We start from the raw sequence: 24,940 nt of genomic DNA on the forward strand, positions 1-24,940 counted from the left end.
GATCATGATCTGCCGCACCGCTTCCCACAATTAGGAGACGCCGCCTAGCAGCCGATGCGCTCGGTGCCGAGCGCGATGTCGTCCAGCCAGATGTCGTAGCTGCCCTCGTTGGGCTGGTAGAGCTGCCAGCCCAGCTTGACCGTGTCGAATTTCGGGAACAGGAAGTCGACCTGGTTGCCGCCGTGCTCACGGGTCGAGACGGTCAGGTCCGGGTTGGGCACGCCGTCGAACCACAGCGTGATCCGGTTGTCCGAGGCGTCCATCCGCCACTCGACGCACTGCCACACACCGGCCTTCGACGGCGCCGACTCGCGCCAGTTCGTCCAGTCGCCGGTCGGGCCGCCGTCCGCGCCGACACCCCACAGCGCCTTGTCCAGCGTGGGCACGTACTGGCCGCCCAGCGGGCGCACGACCTCCGGACCGTCACCGGTGGCCTCGACCAACGTGTAGTGCGCCCAGTCCGGCGCGTCCGGGAAAGCCTCGACGCGCACCCGGACCCGGCCGTAGAAGCTGTTGCCCGGCGCGGCGAAGTCGTCCACCTTGAGGAACGCCCGGCCGTTGCCCTCGGCCCGCACGTGCAGCACCTTCTGGCCGCGCCGGTCGCGTTCGACCTCCAACGAGCCGTTGCGGGTGTCCACACCCCACTTCAGGCTGGTACCCGCGCCCGTGGGCACGTGCTGGAAGTCCTCGCAGAACAGCAGGCCGGCCCGCTCGCACGTCCTGAGCCGGTGATCATGGGTCGGACCGGCGGCGTCCGCGACCGGGAGGGCGACGACCGACAGCAGGGCGGCGAGGACCGCCGTGGACAACCGTTTCCGCACGGGTAGCTCCTTCTGCGCTGAGGGGGCAGCAGGAAGCTATCGGCTCTGGGAACGCTCCCATAGCCCTGGGTGGCCCAACGCCGCTGAGCCGTTCGCGGGCTCTGCGCGGCGTTCGCGGGCCCTACTCGAACCGGGACGGGTCGCCCGCGCCGTGCCGGAGGACCTCCGGCTCGCCCTGCGAGAAGTCGACCACGGTGGTCGGCACGGTCCCGCAGTCACCCGCGTCCAGCACCGCGTCCACCACGTGGTCCAGCCGTTCCTTGATGTCCCAGCCGTGGACCAGCGGTTCCTCCTGGTCGGGCAGCAGCAGCGTGCTGGACAGCAGCGGTTCGCCGAGCTGCGCCAGCAGCGCCTGCGCCACCGGGTGGTCCGGGATGCGCGCGCCCACGGTCTTCTTCTTCGCGTGCATCAACCGGCGCGGCACCTCGGTGGTCGCCGGGAGGATGAACGTGTAGCTGCCCGGCGTCGCCGCCTTGATCGCCCGGAACACCGCGTTGTCCACGTGCACGAACTGCCCGAGCTGGGCGAAGTCGCGGCACATGAGCGTGAAGTGGTGCCGGTCGTCCAGGTGCCGGATCTGCCGGATCCGGTCCAGGCCCGCCTTGTTGCCCAGCCGGCAGCCCAGCGCGTAGCAGGAGTCGGTCGGGTAGGCGATCAGGCCATCCGACTTGATCAGCTCCACCGCTTGGTCGATGGACCTGCGCTGCGGGTTCACCGGGTGCACGTCGAAGTACCTGGCCATGCGGGGAGCCTAGTGCCACGACCGGCAACCTTCACCGCGTCTTCCGGCGCTCGGCGGGGCGCCTCGCGGCACCGGCCCCACGCCCCCATTCGACCAGGATGAGGACGTGGGGCCGGCACCGCGATCCACCCGTCCGACCGGCGGAACACGGGGCGAACGCTGCCGGTCGCGGCACTGGTCGTCCGGTAGACGCGCTCGCCGGGTCAGGTGAGCGCGAGCATCGCGCCGAGGGCCACGAACGCGCCCGCGAAACCGCGCCGCAGCCACGTCTGGACGACGGGCCTCCCGACGATGTGGTCGCGGACGGCGGCGGCGAACCAGCCGTAGCCGACGAAGACGACGAACGTGAGCGCCATGAACACCGCGCTCAGCTCGACCATGCGCGCGACGGTGCCCGGTTCGCCCGGCCGGGCGAACTGCGGCAGGAACGCGAAGAAGAAGATCGTCAGCTTGGGGTTGAGCAGGTTCACCATGATCCCGGACGACACGACCCGCGTCACCGAGCGCTGTGGTGCGCCCTGGTCGACGGTGAGCGCGGACTTGTCGCGGATCGTGCTCCACGCCAGGTAGAACAGGTAGGCGACGCCGAGGTACTTGAGGGCCTGGAACGCGGGCGTGCTCGCGTTCAGCAGCGCGGCCAGCCCGGTCAGCGCGGCGAGCAGGTGCGGCACGATGCCCAGCGTGCAGCCGACGGCGGCGATCGCGGCGGCGCGCGAGCCACCGGCGAGACCGGCCGCGGTCGTGTAGAGCACGCCGGTGCCGGGCGTGGCGACGATGACGAGCGACGTGAGCAGGAATTCGACGGTCACCGGGTGCGTCCCGTGGTGGTGGCGCGGTTCATGCCGTCCACCCTGGTGACAGACTGGTCCGGTGAACAGGTCCAATCCGAGCCGGCCTGACAGGGCCATAACCGCGGGAGCGGACTTCCTCCAGCTCGACATCGGTGACGCACCGGCGGGCGGTCGGGCGGACTGGCTGACCGGGCGGCTGCGGGAGGCGATCACGGACGGCCGGCTGCCGGTCGGGAGCCGGTTGCCCGCGACCAGGGTCCTGGCGGCCGAACTGCGCGTGTCCCGCGGCGTGGTGACCGAGGCGTACCAACGGCTCGCGGAGGACGGTCACGTGAGCGGACGCGGCCGGGCGGGCACGGTGGTGGTGTCCGCACCACCACCGGGGCCGCGCCGGGCCGCGGTACCCGGGCGGACGCCGGCCCCCGGTGGGGTCTTCGCGCGGCCACCCGGTGCGGATGCCTTCGACGCCTTGCGCGCCGTGCCCGCGCGGATCGACCTGTCGCCCGGCGTGCCGGACCTGACCGCGTTCCCGCGCACCGCCTGGCTGCGTGCCGAACGCGCCGTCCTGCGCACCCTGTCGACGCCCGACTTCGGCTACGGCGACCCACGCGGCACGCCGGCGCTGCGGCACGCGGTCGCGCGGTGGCTGGCCCGCTACCGGGGTGTCCGCGTCGACCCCGACGAGGTCGTGGTCGTCGCCGGCGTCGCCCAAGCGCTCAGCCTGCTCGCCCAGGTGCTGCGCGCCGACGGACTCACCGAAGTCGCCGTGGAGGACCCGGGATCACTCGGCGCCCGCCAGCACTTGCGCAACTGGAACGTCGACACACCACCCGTCCCGGTGGACGGCGAGGGCATCCGGGTGGACGAGTTGCGCGCCGGGGGAGCGCCCGCCGTGCTGCTGACCCCGGCGCACCAGTTCCCGACCGGCGTGGTGCTCGGCGGTGCGCGGCGGCGAGAGCTGGTGCGGTGGGCCGACGAGGGTGGTCTCGTCATCGAGGACGACTACGACGCCGAGCACCGCTACGACAGGCCACCCGTGCCCGCACTGCGTTCCGTGCTGCCCGAACGCGTCGCGTACGCCGGAAGCGTGTCCAAAGTGCTCGCACCGGCGCTGCGGGTGGGGTGGCTGCTCGTGCCGGGCGCGTACCGGGACCGCGTGGTGGAGGCGAAGCGGTACGCCGACCTGGGCAACGCCGTGCTGCCGCAACTGGTCCTGGCCCAGCTGATGGACTCCGGCGAACTGGAGCGGCACCTGCGGTTCGCGCGCCGACGCCACCGCGGCAGGCGTGACGCCATGATCGCGGCGATCGGGCGGCACCTGCCCGGCGCGGTCGTGCACGGCGCCGCCGCCGGGCTGCACCTGCTGATCACCTTCGACGACGGCGTGTCCGACACCGACCTCGCCGCCGCGGCGCTCGCCCGCGGGGTGAAGGCGCAGCCGTTGTCGTGGCACCGGCAGCGGCCCGGCCGACCCGGGCTGGTCCTCGGCTACGGCGCGAGCGCGCCGACCGACATCGCCGACGGCATCGCCGCCATCGCGGACGCCCTCCGTTGAACGGTAACGGTGATTCCGATGAAACCTCAGGAATACCTTACCGTCAGCGGGAATCACACTATCGCGTGGATGATGTCCACGGTCGGCTTTTGTTGATCATCCTAAGTGGACGTAGTGGTGCGGTCGGGTCACGATGAGGTGGACGTCGGGAGGTCGGGCGCGGAGATCCTGCGGCACTCCCGGGCACTCCACGTTCTTTGTCGCGAAAGCAGAACACCACTCATGACAGCACAGGCACCCACGAAAACCTCGGATCGAGAGCAGGACCGCCGTCCGCTGCCCGTCCACCTCGTCGGCTCGCTGCCGCGCCCGCTGTGCGACGACCCCGCCACCGCCATGGACTGGTTCCTCCGGCACCGGGGCGACGCCGCGCTGACCGCGTTGCCGTCCGACCGCGACCCGCGGTGGATCATCGACTGGCTCACCCACCACATGTCCTCCGTGCCGTCGCTCGAACAGGTGCGCGGTGGCGCGAGCCGCGGCTACGACGACATGCCGTACTACCGAGTCCGGCCGGGTCAGCGGCTGTGCGCGGAGGAGGTCGGCCTGTCCCGCGTCGAGCAGGCCGAGGCGGCGTTCGCGGCGCTGGACCGCCTGTCCGACACACGAACCGGTGAACCGCTGCGCGTGCAGGTGGGCATCCCCAACGCGCTGGACCTCGCGGCATTCGCGTTCGGTTCGATCGACGCCGCCCGCGAGTGGCTGCCCACCATGCAGACCGCGGTGGTGCACGAGGTGACCGAGCTGGTCGCCCGGTGGGGTGACCGGCTGCAGCTGCAGCTGGAGACGCCCGCCGTGCTGGTGGCCTACCACCTCACCCCGCCGGAGGCGTGGCCGATGCTGACCGCCGACCTCTCCTGCCAGGTCGCCGAGGTGCTGGCCGCCGCGCCGCTCACCCGGTGGGTGCTGCACCTGTGCTACGGCGACCTGGAGCACGAGCCGGTGTTCGTCCCGGAGGACTTGACGGCGGCGGTGCGGTTCCTCAACGCGCTGGCCGAGGCGCTGGACGGGCGCGGGGCCCCGATGCCGACCGTGCACCTGCCGGTGACCAGCGGTGACAGCCCGCCGCCCACCGATCCCGCGTTCTACGACGAACTGCGGCGCCTGCGGCCCGGGGTGGACGTCATCGCGGGCGTGGTCGCCGAGGACCACCCCGAGCAGACGCGCGAGGCGCTGCGGCTCACCGAGGAGGCGCTGGGTGCGCCGGTGGTCGGCGTCGCCGCCGCGTGCGGGTACGGCCGGCGCAGCGAGGACGCCGCGGCGGCGAACCTCGGGCTGGCCGCCGAGCTGGCGCGGGAGTGGAGCCTGCGCTGACGGGTGGGGCGGGGACCGGACCGATGCCGGCCCCCGCCCGCCGACGGGCCGGCTGCGGGACAGGGGCTCCCCGCGCCCGCGCGGGCGCTCAGCCGAGAGCGTCGCGCAGGCCGAGGCGGACCGGCGGGGGTAGCGGGTCGCGCGCCTGGAACGCCTGCAGGAAGTAGGCGACCAGCCGTCGTGAGGCGGCAACCGAGGTTTCCACCGAGTCGGTGGCCAGGCCGTTGTTGGCCATCAGCACGAGCGTCAGGTCGTCGGTGGTGAAGTCGGGCCGCAGCCTGCCCGTCGCCTTGGCCCGCGCCACCACCCCGGCGAACGCCTCCTCGGCCACCGCGCGCAGCTCGTCCACCGGCACCGCTTCCGGGAACGCGGTCAGGAACGCCGCGCTGAACCCCCGGTCCCTGGCCTGCATCTCGCACAGCTTCTCCACCGCCCGGCAGAAGCCGCGCCACGGGTCGGGGTCCTCCGCGGCCCTGCGCACCTCGCCCGTGCAGGCTTCGAGCTGCTCCGCGAACACCTCCCGGACCAGCGCGTCCTTGGTGGGGAAGCGGCGGTAGAGGGTGGCCACGCCCACCCCGGCCCGGCGGGCGATCTCGGTCATCGACACGTCCAGCCCGTCGGCGGCGAACGTCTCCCGCGCCGAGGCCACGATGCGGTCGCGGTTCTGGCGTGCGTCCACGCGCAACTGAGTCGTCTCACCGGCCACGCCTCTCACTTTAGCCCAAGTGGAACGACCCTTCCGCTTCCCGTGTTAGCGTCGAAGTGGAAGGCAGCTTCCACTTGTGTGAGAGGTGAGGGATGCGCGCAGCGCTGTTCGACCGGTACGGGCCGCCGGAGGTCTTGTACGAGGGCACCGTGCCCGACCCGGAGGTCCGACCGGGGTACGTCCTGGTCCGCGTCCACGCGGCCAGCGTCAACGGCGGCGAGCTGATGGGCCGGTCGGGAGGGCTGAAGTTCCTGCTCGGCCGGAAGTTCCCCAAGCGGGTGGGCATCGACTTCGCGGGCGAGGTCGTGTCCGGCCCCGGTTTCGCACCGGGCACGCACGTGTGGGGCGGACTGCCGCGCGGCCGGTTCGGCAGCGCCGCCGAGTACGTCGTCGTGCACCCGCGCCAACTCGCGCCCAGTCCCGCCGGCCTCGACCTGGTCCAGGCCGCCGCACTGCCGGGCGTCGGCACCACCGCGATCACCGCCCTGCGCGACAAGGCACGGCTGCGCCGGGGTGAACGGCTGCTGGTGCGCGGCGCGAGCGGGGGAGTGGGCAGCGTCGCCGTGCAGCTGGGCAAGGCCTACGGCGCGCACGTCACCGCGTTGGCGGGCAAGGCGACGCTCGACTTCGTCCGCGAACTCGGCGCCGACGAGGCGATCGACTACCGCACCGACCCGGCCGACCTCGGCCGCTTCGACGTCGTCCTCGACGCCCGCGGCAGCACGCCCGCCGCGTACCGCCGTCTGCTCGGACCCGGCGGCCGCATGGTCGGCATCGCGTTCCGCTCCGCCGCCGACGTCGGCTACCTGCTCGGGTCCGCGGTGTTCGGCCCGCGCCGCGTCCGGTTCTTCAGCGGCAACCCGAAGACGGAGCTGTTCGCCGACCTCGCCGCGCTGGTCGAGAGCGGTGCGGTCCGGCCGGTGGTCGACGCCGTCCACCCGCTCGCCGACGTCGCCGCGGCACACCGCGCGCTGGAAGCCGGTGGGGTGCGCGGCAAGCACGTGCTCCGGATCGGGTGATCGGACCTACCCGTCCACTGTGGACTGCGTGCGGCTCGGGCTACCGGTGACCGGCGGCCCGCAGTCGACCGGTGTCCCGGCGGTCGATGCTGACCCGGACCGGTGATCCGGGCGGTGAGCCGCCGGCGGCCGCGCCGACGACGAACGTGCCGATCAGCAACGGCAGCAGGACGGTGCGGACCATCATCGCCCACGGCGCCTTCCACCCGACCCGGCCGCCGTTGGACAACCGCACCAGCTGGGTGCCGGTGAGCACCGCGCCGAGGGCACGGCCATTGCCGTAGCACAGGCCGTACAGCAGGGGCGCGGCCAGCGGTGTCACGAGGAAGAACACGACCAGCTGGTTGTCGTCGACGGCCCCCGAGCTGTAGGGCACGCTGACGATCACCAGGCCGAGGCCGACCACGAGCAGGAAGACCACGAAGTCGACCAGCCACGCGAACAGCTGGCGCAGCGCACCGGCCCGGATGTACAGGGTGCCGTCGCCGAACGGCTCGATGCGCGCGGCGGCCCGTGGCCCGAGGATCGGTGTCATCTCGGTGCGGACGAGCTCCAGCCTGGTCGGCGGCCGGTTGATGCCGGGAGCGGCCACGACGTCCTCCAGTCGGTTCGGGACCGGGCACATTCTGCACGACCTCGAATAGCGGCGGGCGGTGTACGCGGGATCTTGGGCGACCGGGCGTTCGGCGGGTGGGCGAGTCAGGACCGCGACGACCATCGCCGCGCGGAACCGTCGGCGTCGCCCGGTCGCATCTTCGTCCGAGGTATGCGAGCGGGATGGTTCCGGGCTACCCTGGGAGCGCTCCCAGGAGATCCCCGCCGTCGTGGACCCTTCGGAAGGAGTTCCATGCGAAGCACCGTCCGCGCCCTCGTGCTCGCCGGGCTGATGGCCGCCTCCGCGGTCGTCGCCGCAGCCGGGCCGGCCCAAGCCGACACCACGATCTGCCAGCAGTACGGATCGACCACCATCCAGGGCCGCTACGTGGTCCAGAACAACCGCTGGGGCACGTCGGCGACCCAGTGCATCAACGTCACCTCCACCGGTTTCCGCATCACCCAGCAGCAGGGCTCGGCACCGACCAACGGCGCACCGCTGTCGTACCCGTCGGTGTTCCTCGGCTGCCACTACACCAACTGCTCGCCGAGCACCAACCTGCCGATGCAGGTCAGCCGGATCCGCAGCGCGTGGTCCTCGATCAACTACAGCTATGCCGGCGGCACCTACAACGCCTCCTACGACATCTGGCTCGACCCCACGCCCAAGACCAACGGCGTCAACCAGATGGAGATCATGATCTGGTTCAACCGCCAGGGCCCGATCCAGCCGATCGGCAGCGCCGTGGGCAACACCACCATCGGCGGCCGCAGCTGGCAGGTCTGGCGCGGCAGCAACGGCGCCAACAACGTGATCTCCTACGTCGCGCCGTCGCCGATCACGTCGTGGTCGTTCAACGTGCTCGACTTCATCAACGACGTCCGCAACCGCGGCGCGATCACCTCGTCGTGGTACCTGACCAGCATCCAGGCCGGTTTCGAGCCGTGGAACGGCGGCGTCGGCCTGGCGGTCAACAACTTCTCCGCCTCGGTCAGCGGCTGACCGCACCGCCTCCGGGTCGGTCCGGGCCGCCACCCGGACCGACCCCCGGCCGCGCGAAGACGACGTCCGCCGCCGCGACCACGCGCACCGACCCGCCCGGGTGGACGGCCGTGCCGAGGATCCGGTTGTGGTGGGCGATGACCTGCTCGGCGGTCAAGCCCGCGTCGGGATCGCCGCCGGCGGCCGGTGCGTGGCCGTCGCCGACCAGCACGACGTCCAGCCCGCGGCTCACCGCCGACCGCGCGGTCGCGTCCACGCAGTAGTCGGTGGCCAGGCCGGTGAGCACGACGGTGTCGACGTCCCGTTCGGCGAGCACGGCCGCGAGATCGGTGCGGTAGAACGCGTCGGTGGCCGTCTTGTCCACCACGACGTCGGTCGGCCGCAGCCCCAACCGCGCACTGATCCGGGTGCCGGGAGCTTCGGGGTCGAACTCCGTGCCGCGGTCCCCGACCTGCCGCAACGCGACCACCGGCACGCCACCGCGCCGCGCCTCGCGTGCCAGCGCGGCGACGCGGTCGACCAACTCCTCGCCGCGCCAGACGAGCGGGACCAGCATCTCCTGCAAGTCCACGATCACCAGCGCCGGTCTCATGCCCGCACCACGGCGCTTTCCTCCCGATCGGACGACCTCTCCGGACGAGGCCGGGCCCCGGCCAGTGTGCCAGGGGCGACGGCGGCCGAGTCACCGTGGACGGGTGCCGCTCGCCGTGGACGCGGACGTTCTCCCTCAGGTTCTCCTCGAACAGCGCGACCGCCTCGTCCGTGCGGCCCATCGACCGGCAGGCGCTCGCCAGGTTGATGCGGGCCTTCAGCACGAGCTGGTCGTCCGGCCCGCACACCCGCGCCGCGTCGACCAGGTTCGCCCGGTGCAGCTCTTCGGCGCGCTCCAGCCTGCCGCCCACCTCGGACAGGTAGCCCAGCGTGTTCCTCGCCCGGAGGGTGAGCGGGTGGTCCCCGCCGTGGCGATCGGCGTGGTCGCGGTGCCGTTGCTCCGCCAGCCCGATCGCCTCGTCGTACCGCGACGCGGAGACGTAGGCGTGGCGCAGGAGACCGAGGCTCTTTCCGACGTCGGGGTGGTCGGGCGGCAGCGCCTCCCGGTGGTCCGCCGCGACCTCCTCGGCCAGCGCGACCGACCGCGCGTGGTCGCCGGAGTCCAGGACGCGGCTCACGCTCCACCGCCGGACCCGCAGGGCGTCCGACCGGTCGACCCGCGCGTCCCGGAGCACCGCCCACGCACCGGCGATGTGATCGACCAGGTCGAGGCCCGCGTCGTCCCGCCGGGTCGCCTCCAGCAGCACGGCGACCGCGTCGCGGGCGATCTCCACGAGCCTGCCGTCACGACGGGCGCGGTCGAGCACCACCCGGCGGTTGAGCCGGTGCATCGTGACGGTCTCACCGCTGACGTCGAAGCCGATGAGCGACGCCCAGGCCAACGTGCCCAGGGCGTCGTCGGCGTCGTCGGCGGACAGCGAGCGCAGCAGGTCCCGCCGGACGCCGGACGCGGCGGCGACGCACAGGAAGTCCAGCACCCGCTTCGCCGCGCCGGTGGGGTCCTCCACCTCGGCGATGGCCATGAGGACGGCTTCCTGCACGCTGAGCGGGTAGTCGTCCCCCGGCACCTGCGCGAGCACGGCGTCGAGCGACGACGCCCGGACCCGTGCCAGGTGGTCGGCGAAGGGCAGCTTGCGCCTGCGGATCACCCAGCCCGCCTGGGCGAGGGCCAGCGGGTGCCTGCCGAGTTCGGCGGCGAGCGCCTCGGCGTCCGGATCGGGTTCCCGGTCGGCTCGCGCGCACAGGAACGCCACCGCTTCGGCGGGCTCGAACACGTCCACCGGCACCGCACCGCCGAGAATGGTGAAGTCGTGGTTCGTCGTGGTGATCACGATCTGGGCGGGCCCGCGGCGCGGCAGCCACGGCGACAGGGCGTCGACGTCCACCGCGTTGTCCAGCACTAGCAGGACGTCGTCCCCCGTCCGCTCCAGCCACCGCAGTGCCTCCCTGGCCGTGGTGGCGGCGTCCACGACCTCGTCGGCGAGGCCCGATCCCGGGCGCGACGAACCGGCACCCGTCCGCCGAGCACCGCGCGCCCGTCCGGTTGCGCACCCGCCGTGTAACCGATATAACCGGTTACATGGCACTGAGCTGGAAGCTGGTCATCGACACGGAGAACGCGCCCGTCCTCGCGGACTTCTGGGCCGCGGCCCTGGAGTACGAGGTGGAGGACCCCAGCGCGCTCATCGGGCAACTGCTGGCCGCGGGGCACCTCGGGGAGGAAGCGGTCATCGAGCACAACGGCCGCAAGAACTTCCGCGGCTACGCCGCCATCCGCCACCCCGACGACCCGTTCGACCCGACCAGCGGTGTCGGCCGGGGCCGGCGGCTGCTGTTCCAGGACGTGCCGGAGGCCAAGACCGTCAAGAACCGGCTGCACATCGACATCCACAGCGAGCCCGGCGGGCTCGACGCGCTGGTGGCCCGGCTGGAAGGGCTCGGCGCGACCCGCGTCCGCGAGTACGACCAGGGGCCCGCCGGGCACTGGTGGGTCATGCGGGACCCCGAGGGCAACGAGTTCTGCGCGTCGTAGCGTCGTTACGGCACGGCACGGCACGGCACGGCACGGCACGGCAGCGGCGCGGGGCGGTCTCGGAGGAGTGAGTCGCGCGGTGATCGGGTACCTGAGGCTCACTTGACTCTAAGGAGTGAACGTGACCGTCTCCGGAATCATCAGCGCCCTCGTCGTGGGCCTGATCATCGGCGCTCTGGGTCGACTCGTGCTGCCCGGCAAGCAGAGCATCCCGATCTGGCTCACCATTCTGGTCGGCATCGTCGCCGCCGTCATCGGCACCTTCATCGCCAACGCGCTCGGTGTGGGCGACACCCGCGGCATCGACTGGATCGAGGTGATCATCCAGATCGCCCTCGCCGCGGGTGGCGTCAGCCTGGCGGCGGGCGTCTACACGCGCAAACGCGTCTCCTGACCCGGAGCCCGACCACGCCGACCTGACCTCCCGCTCACGGGCGGGAGGTTAGGCTTCGGCGCATGGCGGGACTGCGCGGCCGGACGGCGGACATCGCGTTGGCGCTCGCCGCCGGCCTGGTCGCGCTCCTGGGCCTGCTGGTGCAGGCAAGCGGTGTCGACACGCCCGCCGAGTGGGCCGCGCTGGCCGCCGTGCTGGTGTCGTCCGCAGCGCTGTACCTCCGGCGCCGCCACCCGGTCCCGGTGGGCGTCGTGGCGTTGGCCGCCGTCGGCGCGTACGGGGCGCTGCTGCAGCAACCCGGCCCGATCATGGTCGTGTTCGTCGTGGCGCTCTACACCGTGGTCGACGAAGGCCATCTCGCCGTCGCGATCGGCCTCGGTCTCGCCTCGGTGCTCGCCTTCGCCTTCGCCGACAGCTTCACCAAGGCCAACAACGGCGCGACGTTCCTGCACGCCGGTTGGCTCGTCGCGGTCATCGTCGGCGTGACGCGCAACCGCCGCGCCTACCTCGCCGAAGCGCGCGCCCGCGCCCTCGCCGCCGAGCAGCGGATGGAGGAAGAGGCACGCCGACGGGCCACCGAGGAACGCCTGCGCATCGCCCGGGAACTGCACGACGCGCTCGGCCACCACCTCTCGCTGATCAACGTGCAGGCGAGCGCCGCGCTGCACCGCCCCGACCCCGGCCGCGCCGAGCAGGCGCTCACCGCGATCGAGCAGACCAGCAAGGAAACCCTGCGCGAACTGCGCACCACGCTCAACGCGTTGCGCCGGGACGGCGACGTGCCGCCCGGCCTGAACCGGCTCGACGACCTGGTCACGACCGCGGGCCGGACCGGGCTGGAGATCCGCGTCGAACTCGCCGAGACCCGGCCGCTGCCGCCCGAGGTCGACCTGGCCGCGTTCCGGATCGTCCAGGAGGCGCTCACCAACGTGACGCGGCACGCCGACGCGACCGCCGCCGTGGTCCGCGTCCGACCGGACGACGACGCCGTGCTCGTGGAAGTCGAGGACGACGGCGACGGCGCACCGGGCGCGCCCGGCAACGGGATCCTCGGCATGCGCGAACGGGCACAGGCGCTGGGCGGCTCGCTGACCGCGGAACCGCGGCCGGACGGCGGCTTCCGGGTGCACGCCCGCCTGCCGCTGCGCGCGGATCGGGTGCCGGCGTGATCCGCCTGCTGCTGGCCGACGACCAGACCCTGGTGCGCGCCGGTTTCCGGTCCATCCTGGACGGTGAGGACGGCATCGAGGTGGTCGGCGAGGCAGCCGACGGCGCCGAGGCCGTGCAGCTGGCCCGGCAGGTGCGACCGGACGTGGTGCTGATGGACATCCGGATGCCCGGGCTGGACGGACTGGCCGCGACCCGCGAGATCACGTCCAGCTCGAACGTCCGGGTGATCATCCTGACCACGTTCGACCTGGACGACTACGTCTACGGCGCGCTGCGTGCCGGCGCGAGCGGCTTCCTGGTCAAGGACACCGAACCGGCCGAGCTGATCCACGGCGTGCGGGTGGTGGCGCGCGGCGACGCGCTCATCGCGCCGTCGATCACCCGCCGCCTCATCGCCGAGTTCGCCACCCGCGCCACGCACCCCGACCCCGAGCCGCGGCTGACCGCGCTCACCGATCGCGAGCGCGAGGTGATGGCACTGGTCGCCGCGGGGCTGTCCAACGACGAGATCGCGGCCCGGCTGGTGCTGAGCCCTGCCACCGCGAAGACCCACGTCAGCCGCATCATGACCAAGACGCAGGTCCGCGACCGGGCCCAGCTGGTGATCCTCGCCTACGAGTCGGGCCTGACCGTGCCGGGCTGGCTGGCCCGCCCCTGACCACACTGCCTGACCGCCGCTGCCTGACGGCGCTGGGGGACGGCGCTGGGGTGTGCGGTGCTGGGGTGCGGTGCGGGGCGGCGCTTGGGGGACGGTGCGGGGCGTTGGTGCGAGGCGGTGCTGCGGGGGCGGTGCGGGGTGGCGGTGTGGGGTGGTGCTGCGGGGGCGGTGCGGGGCAGCGGTGCGGGTGGTGCTGTGGGGACGGTGCGGGGCGGCGGTGCGAGGTGGCGCGGGGCGGCGGTGCGTGGCGGTGCGGGGCGGCGGTGCGGGGGCGGCGTTGGGGGCGGCGCTGCCTGACGGCGCGCTGCCTGACCGCGCTGCCCCGCCCGCTCCTGGCCGGCCTCAGGCGGTCACGCGGCGCGAGCGGCTCAGCGCCAGCCCGCCGAGCACCACGGCGACCAGCCCCACCACCAGGGCCAGGTAGGCGCCGCCACGCCCGTTGCCGGTCCCGATGCCGTCGTCGGACGTGGCCACGACCAGGGCGCCCAGAGACATCCCGACCACTCCAGCGGCCAGGGACAGGACGGCGCCGCGCCGCCCGGTGCCCACACCGAGGCGACTGCCGGGACGGGCCAGCGCCAGCGCGCCGACGACGATCCCGATCAACCCCAGCGCGGCACCCGCCGCGGCACCGATCCGTCCGGGACCGAAGCTGTAGACACTGGCGGCGGCAAGGACATCGGTGACGACCATCGGGGAATCCTTCGCTCGGACAACGGATACGAGCGAAGCCTAGGAACGGACGTGGTCGGTGTCGTCCGGCCGGAGTTGCCGATCGGCCTACCACCGGGGTTGTACGCCCACCGCCCGGACTACCACCGCGGTGGCGTCGAGCACGCGGGTGGTGACCCGCACCGAGACCGGGTTCACCTCCGGCGCCGGCACGAAAGCAGCCTCCGGCCGCGCTGGGGGAAAGCGCGACCGGAGGCTGGTTCGAGGGTCGGCGCGGCGGTCGCCTCTCGGCGAGTGGCACGACGCGGCTCCAGCCGAACGGTGTTCCGCGAAGGCGATATAGGTGAGGCCCGGGGGACACGGACCGCACCGACCAGTTCGTACAACGGCACGGCGTCGCCGACTGTTCCCGCCACCGCGTGTCCTCGATCTCACCCGATAGTGGTCACGGGCCGTCGGACGCCTGCACCTCGATGATGTTCCTGGTGTCCAACACGGACAACGTGCGGTCGGGCAGCAGCACCGGCACCCACGCGTGCGAGGTCTCCGGGTCCACCACGTAGGCCCCGATCACGACTCCGCGCAGGAACGCGGTCGGGTCGAGGGCGTCCGGGTTGAGGTAGGTGATGATCGCACCGCAATCGGGCCGAGGTGTGCTGTCCATGGCGAAGTCCAGTGGGTTCGAAACGCGCGTCGACCGGCGGTCGTCCGGAGCGACGCGGGTGCGTGTCGCCGACTGTTCGACGTACGGGTCGAGTACCCGCGCGTGGCCGCCGAAACCACGGCCGGACGGTCCACATCAGCTGATCGTGCGGCGTGGCGTGGTCGACCGGCGGGTAACCCGGGGCCATGACCGAATCCGAGCACGAACCCGACGAGCGGGGTCCCGCGCCACGGCGCCGGCCGAAGCCGGGAAAGTCCCCGGAGGTGCCTGCCGTGACCGATGACGCACCGACCGGTCAGGACGTCACCGAGGAGACCGGCGCGGCCGAACCACCGGACCGGACGCGCCGACGGGTGTGACGACGTCGCGAAATGGGCAAGAGAGACGACAGCGGCCGGACGGGAGGCCGTGAGCGGGCCGATTGCACCGAGGAGGAGGCGGGTCGGGATGGACGGCGGGCAGCGGGGAGTGGCGGAAGACCACGTCGCCGAACTGCTGATCCGGCGGCTGGACGACGTCACCGGGGCGTTGGGCGGGTTGTCGCAGGTCCTGGACCAGGAGGAGGACCTGGCGGTCATCCTCGACCGGATCTGCAAGCAGGTGGCGCAGGCCATCCCCGGCGCGGACATGGTCAGCGTCACGCTGCTGTGCGACGAGGGACCCGTGACGAGTGCGGCGACCCGGCAGGAGGCGCTGGACCTGGACCTGGCGCAGTACCGGGCCGACGAGGGGCCGTGCCTGCACGCCGCCCGCACCGGGCAGGTCGTGCACGCGATGGCGGTCGAGGTGCCGCGGCGGTGGCCGGGGTTCGGCGCGGAGGCGGCGAGGATCGGCGTCGCCGGTTTCTTGTCGGCGCCGTTGTGCGTGGACGAGGGCACCCCCGGCTCGCTCAACCTCTACAGCGAGCGGAAGGACGGCTTCCGGGCGCTCGACGCGGCCCTGCTGGAGCCTTACACCACGGCCGCGGAGGCGGCGCTGCGCCACGCCCGCCGCTACCTGCGCGCCCGCGGGCAGGCGGCCCAGCTGCGGCACGCGTTGACCTCGCGTGCCGTCATCGACCAGGCCAAGGGCATCGTCATGGCGGTGCACCGGGTGCCCGCGGACGAGGCGTTCGCGCTGCTGGTCGACCGGTCCCAGCGGGAGAACGTCAAGCTGCGCGAGTTCGCCGAGCGGTTCGTCGACGACATCCTCGACGGCGACGGCGACGGCGACGGCTGACGTGCCGGCGGCCCGCGTGGCCGCCGAAGTCGACACCGCGGCCGACCGGGCGGACCCGGACCGGGTACCCGGCGTCGCCGGGGCGGGTGACGCGGTGGCGTGAAGGGCTGAACTCCGCGGTGGACGGCGGGTGGCGGGGTGGGGCGGTGCGACGATCGGGAGGCGGCCCGACCCGGCCGACGCCGCCCGACGGCGCATCGCTCAAGGAGCGGACCATGACACACACCCCAACCCAGATCCCGGACTCCGTCGCACAGGTGATCGAACGGATGCGGGCCATCGACCGGCAGTTGGACCCCCGGGACGGCGTCGCCTGCTTCAACCGCATGTACCTGCGCGTCACCGAACTGGTCGGGCAGAACATCGTCGACGGCTTCTTCGAGGACGCGCCGTTCCTGGAACGGATGGACGTGGTGTTCGCCGACCTGTACTTCAAGGCGGTCGACGCCGCCCAGACCGGGGGCACCCCGCCGGTACCGTGGAAACCCCTGTTCGACGCACGGGACAACCGCACCGTCTGGCCGATCCAGTTCGCCCTGGCCGGCATGAACGCCCACATCAACCACGACCTCGCGCTGGCCGTCAACGCCACCTGCCAGGAACGGCACACCACGCCGCAGACCAAGCCGGTGCACGCCGACTACCTGCGCGTCAACGAACTGCTGGCCAAGGTGGAGGCCGAGGTCCGCGCCGAGTACGAGCCCGAGCTGCTGAAGCTGACCACCGCCCAGGCCGAACAGCTCAAGCACGTCCTGTCCGGCTTCAGCATCGCCCGCGGCCGGGACGTCTCCTGGGGCACCGCGCTGACCCTGTGGCAGCAGCGCAACCTCGCGCCGCTCTACAACGCCACGCTGGCCACCCTGGCCGCCGGCGTCGCCGTGACCGGCCAGGGCCTGCTCACGCCGGTCGTGCCGCCGCCCGCGTGAGCCGGGTGGTCAGCGGTCCAGCACGGCCCGCGCCAGGTCGTCGGCCACGGCGTGCCGGTACGGGTTGGTCGCGGGACCGGCGGCGGTCGGGTGTACGCGGTTGGTCAGCAGCAGCACGAACGACCGGGTGTCCGGCTCGATGACCAGCGACGTCCCGGTGTACCCGGTGTGACCGACGGTGTACGGCGTGGCGAGCAGGCCCATGAAGGCGGGCTTGTTCAGGTCGAGGCCGAGCCCGCGGTCGGCGCCGGGGATGGCCGCGTTCCAGTTCGCGGTCATCGCCCGGACGCTGTCGGTCCGCAGGACGCGCCGGTCGCCGTACCGCCCGCCGTTGAGCAGCATCTGGGCGAAGACGGCGAGGTCGCGCGCGGTGGAGAAGACACCGGCGTGACCGGCCGTGCCGCCGAGGTACCAGGACGTGGAGTCGTGCACCTGGCCCCAGATCAGCCCACGCGCGCCGTACTGGGTCGGCGCGATCCGCGGCCGCAGCTCCGCCGGCGGGTTGTACATGGTGTCGCGCAACCCGAGCGGCTCGGTGACCTCCGCGGCCACCAGGTCGGGCAGCGACCGGCCGGTGACCCGTTCCAGCACCTTGCCCAGCACGATCAGGCTCAGGTCGGAGTACACGTACCGGGTGCCCGGCGGCGACCGCAGCGCCACCGCGTAGACCGCGGCCAGCCGTTGCTCCACCGCCGGGTACGACCCGAGCGCCAGCCCGGCGGGCAGCCCGGAGGTGTGGGTCAGCAACTGGCGGAGGGTGACGTCCTGCTTGCCGTTGTGGCCGAACTCGGGCAGGTAGCGCGCGGCGGGGGCGTCGAGGTCGATCAGCTCGCGCTCCACCAGCCGCAGCGCGACCACGGTGGTGAAGAGCTTCGAGATCGACGCGACGTCGAAGATGGTGTCCTCGCGCATCGGGATCCGTTGATCCGGCGGCAGTTCGGCACCGTCGTGCCCGTAGCGCAACGCGTCGCCCACCGCCGCGTGCCGGACGATGACGCCGTTGCGCGCGGCCAGCACCACGCCGCCCGGGAACGCCTGCGGTGACGCCAGGACGCCCGCCTCGACGTCGGGCACCAGCCGGTCCACGTGCTCGGCCGCCAGCCCGGCCTGGTGCGCCGTGCCGTGGCGGAGGCGGTGGTCGGGGAGTGGTCCGTCCCAAGGGGAGCCGTGCCGTCGGGTGACGGTCAGCGCGGCCAGCACCGGCAGGTGGTCCGACGCGCCGGTCGTGATCACGCGGCTGTCCCGGACCCGGACCGGGTAGCCGGCGGCCACGTAGTCGATGCGCTTGGCGGGCGCCGTCGCCGGGTAGGTCGGGCCGGGCGACGACGGGTTCGCCAGCGACCACGCGTCGACCAGCTCCGTCCACAGTGGAGCGAGTTCCGGGGCGTCCGGTGCCGCGTTGAAGTCGCCGAGCAGCACCCGCGCCTCACCGCGGTCCTCGGCCAGCACGCGCAGCATGTCGGTGACCTGGGCGCGGCGCACCGCCGGGTCGGCGCGGTAGTCCAGGTGGGTGTTGTAGACGTGCACGCGTTCGCCGCGCACGTCCAGCACGACTTCGGGGAACCCCGGCGCCGGTTCGGGTGTCGGGTTCGGCACCTGCGTGGAGAGCCGGGTGATCCAGTGGTTCTCCGCCGCGACCACCGGGTGGCGGCTGAGCACCGCCAGGCCGTACTGCCGCCGCGGCTGGCCGGGCTCGGCCGGGTCCAGGTCGTAGATGGGCGCGAAGTAGACGGCCATGCCGACCGCCGCCGCCAGGTCCGCAGCCTGGTCACGCCACTCGCTGCGGGCCATCCAGTGGACGTCCACCTCCTGCAGCCCCACCACGTCGGCGCCGGACGCGGTGATGTCCGCGGCCACCCGCGCCAGGTCGAGCCTGCCGTCCACGCCGATGCCGGTGTGGATGTTGTAGGACATCACGGTCAACGGCACGCCCGCACGCGCGGCGGTCTCGGATCGCGCCGCCGCGGTCGGGCTCGCGACCAGCAGCACGCACAGGACGGCGATCAGCAGTCGGCGCATGGGGGTCAGCCCTCCCAGGTCAGGCCGTGGCCGAACGGGTGCAGCGCGGTCGAGGGGTCGCCGGCGACCGGGATCGTGACGGGCAGCTTCCCGACCGGGGCGTGCTCGCCGTACATGACCCGCACGGCCGACTCCACCGAGATGTCGGTGTAGGAGTAGGTGGCCAGGTAGGTCCGCGCGTCGGGGAAGTACGCGATGTCGTACGGGTCCCGGACCGCGATGACGACGACCGGCTTCCCGGTGGCCAGCAGCGCCTTCACCAGGTTCTGCTGCCCGACGTCGGTCCACGCCTTGTTGGTCGCCACGATCGTGAGGTCGGCACCGGCCGCACCGGCGACCGCCCGGTCGATCGTCGCCTGGTTCGGGTTCGCGCCGGTGACGAGCGCGTTGGTGGTCGCCGAACGCTTCGCGACCGCGGTGGCGAGCCGGTGCGGCACCGGGTCGGCGGTCGTGCCCCAGCCGGTGGTGAAGACGGAGGCCGGAGGCGTGCGCAGGGGCAGGTGCGCGTTGCGCACGAGCGTCGTCGTGCGGTCGGTGATCCGTTGCGCGGTCTGCCGGTTCTGCTCGGTCCCGACGACCCGCGGCAGCTGGGCCGGGTCGACGAACTGCCCGCCGAACAGGCCGCGCTTGGCCTTCATCCGCAGGATCCGGCGGACCGACTGGTCGATGCGGCGTTCGGTCAGCTCGCCGGTGCGCACCGCCGTCAGCACCGCGTTGAACGCCAGGTCGATGCTCGGTGGCATCAGCAGCTGGTCGACGCCCGCCTTCAGCGCCAGCACCGGTACGCGGTCGTCGCCGTACTTCTGCCGCACACCGGCCATGCCGAGCGAGTCGGTGATCACCACGCCGTCGTAGCCGAGCCGGTCGCGCAGGATGCCGGTGATGATCGGCCGGGACAGCGTGGCCGGGTCGCCGGACGGGTCGAGGGCGGGCACCACGATGTGCGCGGTCATGATCGAGTCGATGCCGGCCGCGATGGCCCGGCGGAACGGCGGCGCGTCCAGCCGTTCCCACTCCTCGACGCTGTGGCCGATCACCGGCAGGCCGGTGTGGCTGTCCACCGCGGTGTCGCCGTGGCCGGGGAAGTGCTTCGCGGTGGCCGACACCCCACCCCGCTCGTACCCGCGCACCTGCGCCTCGACCAGCTGCGCCGTGAGCTCCGGGTCCTCGGCGAACGAACGGACGCCGATCACCGGGTTGAGGGCGTTGACGTTGACGTCGGCGACCGGCGCGAAGTCCTGGTTGACGCCCATCGCGCGCAGCTCGCGCCCGGCGATCAGGGCCGCGGTGCCCGCCGACCCGGGGTCGCGGGCCGCGCCGAGCGCCATGTTCCCGGGGAACAGCGTGGCCGGCGCCCCGATCCGGGTCACCACGCCGTACTCCTGGTCGGTGCTCACCAGCGCGGGGACCGACGACACCCGCTGGATGCCGTTGGACAGCTCCGCCACCTGCCCCGGGTTCGCCGTGTTGCCCGACCACGCGAAGTAGATGATGCCGCCGAGGTGGTACTTCTCGATCAGCTGCCGCGCGTTGTCCACGCCGTGCTGCCGCCGGTTCGCGGCCACCGAGGCGGGATCGGACGCGTCGACCGCGGCACCGTAGGCGTAGGTGACGAACAGCTGGCCGACCTTCTCCTCCAGGCTCATCCGCCGCAAGGTGTCGGCCACCACGTCACCGTCGGTCGCCATCGCCGGTGCCGAGCCGACCAGCAGCGCGGACACCGCGACGAGCACCTGTCGCCTGTTGAAGATTTTCCTCATGGCAGCTCCTACAGTGAGGAAATCACCGTCCCTGGGAATCTACGCAGCGACGGCCGACCGCGACAGAGCCCGTTCGGGCGCATCACCGGACGGGGTGCGGCGCCGCGCGCCCGGCCTGCGGCGGGACGAGGTGGCCGCGCCGGCCCGTGCGTCCCGCGCGCGAGCCTCAGCCGGACGTGGTCGGCGCCGCCGTCTCCAGCAGTCGTCCGCCGTCGAGCCGGAGCCTGCGGTCGACGCCGATCTCGCTCAGGAACCGCTCGTCGTGGCTGACGACGACGAACGCGCCCTGGTAAGCGTTGAGCGCGCGTTCGAGCTGCCCGGTGCTGAGCAGGTCGAGGTTGTTCGTCGGCTCGTCGAGCAGCAGCAGTTGCGGTGCCGGTTCGGCGAACAGGACGCACGCCAGCGTGGCGCGCAGCCGTTCACCGCCGGACAGCACGCCCACCGGCAGGTGCGCCCGGGAACCCCGGAAGAGGAAGCGCGCGAGCAGGTTCATCCGCTGCGCCGGTGGCATCGCCGGTGCGGCCGCCGCGAGGTTCTCGGCGACCGTGCGGGTGCTGTCGAGCAGGTCCAGGCGCTGTGACAGGTAGGCGATCCGGCCGTCGGCCCGTTTGACGTCACCGCTGTCGGGTTCCAGGTCGCCGTGGACGATCCGCAGCAGGGTGGATTTGCCCGCGCCGTTCCCGCCGGTGAGGGCGATCCGCTCGGGGCCGCGGATCGCCAGGTCCACGCCCTCGCCCGCGAACAGCTCCCGCCCGCCGAAGGCCGCGCGCAGGCGTTCGCCGAGGAACAGCGTCCGCCCGGCCGGGACGGCGGTCTGCGGCAGCTCCAGGGTGATCTTCTGCTCGTCCCGCAGCGCCCGCTCCGCCTCGTCCAGCTTGGCCTTGGCCGCGCTGACCCGGGCCGCGTGCGTGCCGTTCGCCTTGCCCGCCGACTCCTGCGCGTTGCGCTTCATGGTCCCGGCGAAGATCCTGGGCAGCCCGGCGTTGCCGAGGTTGCGTGCGGCGGTGCTCGCCCGGCGCGCGGCCCGTTCGCGTGCCTGCTGCATCTCCCGCTTCTCCCGTTTGAGCTCCTGCTCGACGTTGCGGACGTTCTTCTCGGCGACTTCCCGTGCGGCCTCGACCGCCCGCTCGTACTCGGTGAAGTTCCCGCCGTAGTAGCGGACCTCGCCGCTCTCGATCTCGGCGACGCGGTCGACGCGGTCGAGCAGGGCGCGGTCGTGGCTGACCACGAGCAGGCAGCCGGACCAGTCGTCGAGCACCTCGTAGAGCTTGTGGCGCGCGGCGAGGTCCAGGTTGTTGGTCGGCTCGTCCAGCAGCAGCACGTCCGGCCGCTTGAGCAACTGGGCGGCCAGGCCGAGGGAGACGACCTGACCGCCGCTGAGCGTGGCCAGGGAACGGTCCAGGCCCAGCTCGCCCAGGCCGAGCCGGTCCAGTTGGGCGCGGGTGCGCTCCTCGACGTCCCAGTCGTTGCCGATGGTGGTGAAGTGCTTTTCGGCGACGTCGCCGGACTCGACGGCCGCCAGGGCGCGCAGGACCGGTGCGACGCCGAGGACCTCGGCGACGGTCGGTTCACCGGTCAGCGGCAGGTCCTGCGGGAGGTAGCCGAGCACGCCGTCGACCGTGACGCTGCCCGCGGACGGCCGCAGTTCGCCCGCGATCAGCTTGAGCAGGGTGGTCTTGCCGGCGCCGTTGGGCGCGACGAGCCCGGTGCGGCCGGTCGGGACGGTGCAGGACAGGTCGGCGAAGACGGGGGTGTCGTCGGGCCAGGAGAACGACATCCCGGACACGACGACGCAGGTTTCGGACATGGGTGGGAGACCTCGGGTGTGTGCTGCGGGCAGAAGGTGCCCAGCGGAGGAAGGGGACGACTTCGACGGCCGCGACGGCACTGCCGGCGGCCTGTCACATCCGGGACTCACCCGGAGATGTCGTCTTCGCCTATCACGTCGAATCTCCCTGCGAACGGCTCTCCGGCCCGACGATAGCAGTCGCTCCGGACCGTCGCCGAGCCGTTTTCGCCGGGCCCTACCGCGCCGCCGCGGACGGTTGGCGGGGGAAGGCGCGGCGGTAGTCGCTCGGTGAGACGCCGACCTGCTTGAGGAAGTGGTGGCGCAGGTTGTTCGCGGTACCGAGGCCGCTGAGCTCCGCCACCTTCTCCACCGAGAGGTCGGTCGACTCCAGCAGGGTCTGGGCCCGGCCGAGGCGCTGGTTGAGCAGCCACTGCAGCGGCGTGGTGCCGGTGGTCTCCTGCAGCCGCCGGTAGAACGTCCGAGGGCTCACGGCCGCACGCCGGGCGAGGTCCTCGATGGTCAACGGCCGGTCCAGGTTGGCGCGGACCCACTCCAGCACGGGTGCCAGCCCGCGTTCGTCGGTGGCGGGCACCGACAGGTCGATGAACTGCGCCTGGCCGCCGGGTCGGTGCGCCGGCACGACCATCCGGCGCGCCAGCTGGTTGGCCACGTGCGGACCGAGGTCGCGGCGGACCAGGTGCAGGCACAGGTCGAGGCCTGCGGTCATGCCGGCGCTGGTGAGCACGTCACCGTCGTCCACGTACAGCACGGAGTCGTCCACCTCCACCTTCGGGTAGCGCTCGGCCAACGCCGCCGTGTGCATCCAGTGCGCGGTCGCCCGGCGCCCGTCGAGCAGCCCCGCTTCGGCGAGGGCGAACGCGCCGCTGCACAGCGACACCATCCGCGCGCCGGCGGCGTGGGCCCGGCGCAGCGCGGTGACCAGCTCCCGCGGCACCGGGGCGGCGGCGTCGACGCAGATCTCGGGCACCGACGCCACGATGACCGTGTCCGCGCCGACGATGTCGTCCAGGCCGTACGGGGTGCGCAGCCCGAAGCCGGGCGCCGCGTCGCCGGAGCGCTGCCCGGTCGCGCACAGCCGCAGTTCGTACCAGGGGTCGGCCAGGTCGGGCTGGGGCTTGCCGAACACCGTGGCCGGGATGGTCAGCTCGTAGAGGTCCCAGGACACCAGGTCGATCTCGTCGGGCACGACCAGGGCGACGGTTCCCACGCTCATGCGGCCATCCTATGGCAGGAATTTGGTGACGGCCGTCATCAGTGCCACTGGTCGAGGCGGACGCGCGTTGCGAGGGTGGAGGCAGTCGATCACCACCCCCGCCCCGATGCGGGACTTCTCCAGGAGCGACAACATGACCACCCCTGTTCCCCAGCCCGTGACCGTTCTCGGTTTGGGGGTGATGGGCTCGGCGCTGGCGAGCGCCCTGCTCGACCGCGGCCACCGGACCGCGGTCTGGTACCCCGGTGACGACGCCACCATCGACGTGCCGATCGCCGCCATCGAGCACCTCCTGCACGCGGCGGCCGACCGCGGCCTGGACAACGCGCTGCCCGAACTGCTCAAGTCCACAATGGAACGCGCGAATGCCGCGGGGCACGGCTCCGACAGCTTCGCCGGTGTCGTCGAGGTCCTCCGGCGCGCGGAGGTGGCCGCGTGAACGCCCCGGTGAGCGTGATCGGGCTCGGCAACCTGGGCCGTGCGGTCGCGCGGGTCTTCCTGGCCAACGGCCACCCCACGACCGTGTGGAACCGGTCGGCGGGCAAGGCGGCGGAACTCGTCGCCGCCGGTGCGACCTCGGCACCCACGGCGGCCGACGCGGTCGCCGCCGGCCCGCTGGTGGTCGTCGCCGTGCTGGACCCCGCCGCGGCGCGGGACGTGCTGACCGGCGTGGGCGAGGCCGCACGGGGTCGCGCGGTGGTGAACCTGACCTCCGGCGGGCCGGACGACGCGCGGGCCCTGGCCGAACAGGTCGCCGGGCAAGGCGCCGACTACCTCCACGGAGCCGTCTACGCCGTGCCGCAGACGCTCGGCACGGACGACTCGACGGTGAACTACAGCGGTGCCGCGCACGTTCACGAGGAGTGGCGCGCCGTGCTGGACCTCCTGGGCAAAGGCACCTTCCTGGGCGCGGACGCGGGGCGGGCGTCGGCGTTCGACATGGCCATCCTCGCCGGGATGTACGGGATGCTGGGCGGGTTCCTGCACGCCGCGGCGATGGGTCGCGCCGGCGGGATCGACGCCGCCGAGCTGACCCCGCCGCTGGTCTCGTGGTTGACCGGCATCTTCCCGGTGCTGTCCATGTTCGCCGACGAGATCGACCGCGGCGACTACGCGACCGAGGAGTCCAGTTTGGACATGAACCGGTCGGGCCTGGCCACGATCCTGCGGGCCAGCGCGTCGCTCGGCGTCGCGGCGCCCACCCTCCAGCCGTTCAAGGACCTGGTCGACCGGCAGGTCGCCGAGGGCCACGGCGCCGCGAGCCTCGCCCGCGCCGTGGAGTCGTTCGGCGGTGGCGGGTGACCGAG

General features: G+C 72.8%; 24 protein-coding genes and 1 pseudogene. 12 read left to right on the forward strand and 13 right to left on the reverse strand.

The genetic code is table 11. The features are described from left to right. Positions 1-44: 44 nt before the first annotated feature. The 3 genes from A6A25_RS37270 to A6A25_RS37280 all read right to left on the reverse strand — a co-directional run bounded on the left by A6A25_RS37270 (position 45) and on the right by A6A25_RS37280 (position 2,372). On the reverse strand, positions 45-821 hold the full coding sequence (locus A6A25_RS37270) for a hypothetical protein (RefSeq protein WP_073898487.1): 777 nt from the start codon (positions 819-821) through the stop codon (positions 45-47). Between the two features lie 121 nt (positions 822-942). Continuing rightward, positions 943-1,563 (reverse strand): L-threonylcarbamoyladenylate synthase, encoded by a 621-nt coding sequence (locus A6A25_RS37275; protein ID WP_073898489.1) that lies wholly within the window; start codon positions 1,561-1,563, stop codon positions 943-945. 203 nt (positions 1,564-1,766) lie between these two features. Then, entirely contained in the window at positions 1,767-2,372 is a 606-nt protein-coding gene (locus A6A25_RS37280) for a LysE family translocator (RefSeq protein ID WP_073898491.1), read from the reverse strand. 97 nt (positions 2,373-2,469) lie between these two features. On the opposite strand from A6A25_RS37280, the gene pdxR reads away from it, so the two are divergent. Beyond that, positions 2,470-3,909, forward strand: a complete 1,440-nt coding sequence (gene pdxR / locus A6A25_RS37285) for a MocR-like pyridoxine biosynthesis transcription factor PdxR (RefSeq protein ID WP_073898861.1) — start codon at positions 2,470-2,472, stop codon at positions 3,907-3,909. A gap of 222 nt (positions 3,910-4,131) precedes the next feature. Continuing rightward, on the forward strand, positions 4,132-5,223 hold the full coding sequence (locus A6A25_RS37290) for a hypothetical protein (protein WP_143193672.1): 1,092 nt from the start codon (positions 4,132-4,134) through the stop codon (positions 5,221-5,223). Between the two features lie 88 nt (positions 5,224-5,311). On the opposite strand, the gene A6A25_RS37295 is transcribed toward A6A25_RS37290, so the two are convergent. Continuing rightward, positions 5,312-5,929: a TetR/AcrR family transcriptional regulator gene (locus A6A25_RS37295; RefSeq protein WP_241829120.1), complete on the reverse strand. Its 618-nt coding sequence runs from the start codon at positions 5,927-5,929 to the stop codon at positions 5,312-5,314. A 92-nt stretch (positions 5,930-6,021) separates the two neighbouring features. Here A6A25_RS37295 and A6A25_RS37300 point away from each other — a divergent pair, with 92 nt between their 5' ends. Then, positions 6,022-6,948: an NAD(P)-dependent alcohol dehydrogenase gene (locus tag A6A25_RS37300; protein ID WP_073898497.1), complete on the forward strand. Its 927-nt coding sequence runs from the start codon at positions 6,022-6,024 to the stop codon at positions 6,946-6,948. 40 nt (positions 6,949-6,988) lie between these two features. Here the strand turns inward: A6A25_RS37300 and A6A25_RS37305 are convergent, their stop codons facing one another. Further along, a complete protein-coding gene (locus tag A6A25_RS37305; RefSeq protein WP_241829121.1) occupies positions 6,989-7,573 on the reverse strand; it encodes an RDD family protein in 585 nt (194 codons plus the stop codon). Positions 7,574-7,795: 222 nt separating this feature from the next. On the opposite strand from A6A25_RS37305, the gene A6A25_RS37310 reads away from it, so the two are divergent. Next, positions 7,796-8,545 carry a GH12 family glycosyl hydrolase domain-containing protein gene (locus A6A25_RS37310; RefSeq protein WP_083668975.1) on the forward strand — a complete coding sequence of 250 codons (750 nt, stop codon included), beginning with the start codon at positions 7,796-7,798 and terminating at the stop codon, positions 8,543-8,545. Here A6A25_RS37310 and A6A25_RS37315 read toward each other — a convergent pair. Together A6A25_RS37315 and A6A25_RS47020 are read right to left on the reverse strand one after the other, a co-directional pair. Continuing rightward, positions 8,535-9,137, reverse strand: coding sequence for an isochorismatase family protein (locus A6A25_RS37315; RefSeq protein WP_073898499.1), 603 nt, complete (start codon positions 9,135-9,137; stop codon positions 8,535-8,537). The genes A6A25_RS37310 and A6A25_RS37315 overlap by 11 nt on opposite strands. A gap of 157 nt (positions 9,138-9,294) precedes the next feature. Next, positions 9,295-10,119 (reverse strand): annotated as a pseudogene (locus A6A25_RS47020) (tetratricopeptide repeat protein); the annotation flags it as partial. A 557-nt stretch (positions 10,120-10,676) separates the two neighbouring features. On the opposite strand from A6A25_RS47020, the gene A6A25_RS37330 reads away from it, so the two are divergent. From A6A25_RS37330 to A6A25_RS37345, 4 genes are all read left to right on the forward strand, one after another. Then, positions 10,677-11,129 carry a VOC family protein gene (locus A6A25_RS37330; RefSeq protein ID WP_073898501.1) on the forward strand — a complete coding sequence of 151 codons (453 nt, stop codon included), beginning with the start codon at positions 10,677-10,679 and terminating at the stop codon, positions 11,127-11,129. Positions 11,130-11,250: 121 nt separating this feature from the next. Next, entirely contained in the window at positions 11,251-11,523 is a 273-nt protein-coding gene (locus A6A25_RS37335; protein ID WP_073898865.1) for a GlsB/YeaQ/YmgE family stress response membrane protein, read from the forward strand. A 62-nt stretch (positions 11,524-11,585) separates the two neighbouring features. Beyond that, positions 11,586-12,692 carry a sensor histidine kinase gene (locus tag A6A25_RS37340; protein WP_073898503.1) on the forward strand — a complete coding sequence of 369 codons (1,107 nt, stop codon included), beginning with the start codon at positions 11,586-11,588 and terminating at the stop codon, positions 12,690-12,692. Then, positions 12,689-13,351 carry a response regulator gene (locus A6A25_RS37345; protein ID WP_073898508.1) on the forward strand — a complete coding sequence of 221 codons (663 nt, stop codon included), beginning with the start codon at positions 12,689-12,691 and terminating at the stop codon, positions 13,349-13,351. The genes A6A25_RS37340 and A6A25_RS37345 overlap by 4 nt, the downstream gene beginning before the upstream one ends. Positions 13,352-13,693: 342 nt before the next feature. Here the strand turns inward: A6A25_RS37345 and A6A25_RS37350 are convergent, their stop codons facing one another. Together A6A25_RS37350 and A6A25_RS37355 are read right to left on the reverse strand one after the other, a co-directional pair. After that, on the reverse strand, positions 13,694-14,044 hold the full coding sequence (locus tag A6A25_RS37350; protein ID WP_073898511.1) for a DUF6223 family protein: 351 nt from the start codon (positions 14,042-14,044) through the stop codon (positions 13,694-13,696). A gap of 424 nt (positions 14,045-14,468) precedes the next feature. Further along, positions 14,469-14,687 (reverse strand): hypothetical protein, encoded by a 219-nt coding sequence (locus A6A25_RS37355; RefSeq protein WP_073898513.1) that lies wholly within the window; start codon positions 14,685-14,687, stop codon positions 14,469-14,471. Positions 14,688-15,134: 447 nt separating this feature from the next. On the opposite strand from A6A25_RS37355, the gene A6A25_RS37360 reads away from it, so the two are divergent. After that, positions 15,135-15,905 carry a GAF and ANTAR domain-containing protein gene (locus A6A25_RS37360; RefSeq protein WP_073898515.1) on the forward strand — a complete coding sequence of 257 codons (771 nt, stop codon included), beginning with the start codon at positions 15,135-15,137 and terminating at the stop codon, positions 15,903-15,905. Positions 15,906-16,120: 215 nt separating this feature from the next. Continuing rightward, positions 16,121-16,831, forward strand: a complete 711-nt coding sequence (locus tag A6A25_RS37365; protein WP_073898518.1) for a DUF5995 family protein — start codon at positions 16,121-16,123, stop codon at positions 16,829-16,831. Positions 16,832-16,840: 9 nt separating this feature from the next. Here A6A25_RS37365 and A6A25_RS46725 read toward each other — a convergent pair whose 3' ends face one another. The 4 genes from A6A25_RS46725 to A6A25_RS37385 all read right to left on the reverse strand — a co-directional run bounded on the left by A6A25_RS46725 (position 16,841) and on the right by A6A25_RS37385 (position 23,627). Next, the gene (locus A6A25_RS46725) at positions 16,841-18,850 is read right to left on the reverse strand and encodes a serine hydrolase (protein ID WP_073898520.1); all 2,010 of its coding nucleotides are present in this window, start codon (positions 18,848-18,850) and stop codon (positions 16,841-16,843) included. A gap of 5 nt (positions 18,851-18,855) precedes the next feature. Beyond that, entirely contained in the window at positions 18,856-20,610 is a 1,755-nt protein-coding gene (locus tag A6A25_RS37375) for a glycoside hydrolase family 3 protein (RefSeq protein ID WP_143193673.1), read from the reverse strand. Between the two features lie 166 nt (positions 20,611-20,776). Beyond that, positions 20,777-22,417: a ribosomal protection-like ABC-F family protein gene (abc-f, locus tag A6A25_RS37380; RefSeq protein ID WP_073898523.1), complete on the reverse strand. Its 1,641-nt coding sequence runs from the start codon at positions 22,415-22,417 to the stop codon at positions 20,777-20,779. A gap of 217 nt (positions 22,418-22,634) precedes the next feature. Next, positions 22,635-23,627, reverse strand: coding sequence for a GlxA family transcriptional regulator (locus tag A6A25_RS37385; protein WP_443217082.1), 993 nt, complete (start codon positions 23,625-23,627; stop codon positions 22,635-22,637). 139 nt (positions 23,628-23,766) lie between these two features. Here A6A25_RS37385 and A6A25_RS46535 point away from each other — a divergent pair, with 139 nt between their 5' ends. Both A6A25_RS46535 and A6A25_RS37395 read left to right on the forward strand, forming a co-directional pair. Then, positions 23,767-24,072 (forward strand): imine reductase family protein, encoded by a 306-nt coding sequence (locus A6A25_RS46535; protein WP_274534382.1) that lies wholly within the window; start codon positions 23,767-23,769, stop codon positions 24,070-24,072. After that, positions 24,069-24,935, forward strand: coding sequence for an NAD(P)-dependent oxidoreductase (locus A6A25_RS37395; RefSeq protein WP_073898528.1), 867 nt, complete (start codon positions 24,069-24,071; stop codon positions 24,933-24,935). Before A6A25_RS46535 ends, A6A25_RS37395 begins: the two co-directional genes overlap by 4 nt. The last annotated feature ends 5 nt before the right edge of the window (positions 24,936-24,940 follow it).

Source organism: Saccharothrix sp. CB00851 (assembly GCF_001905065.1).
Lineage (GTDB): Bacteria > Actinomycetota > Actinomycetes > Mycobacteriales > Pseudonocardiaceae > Actinosynnema.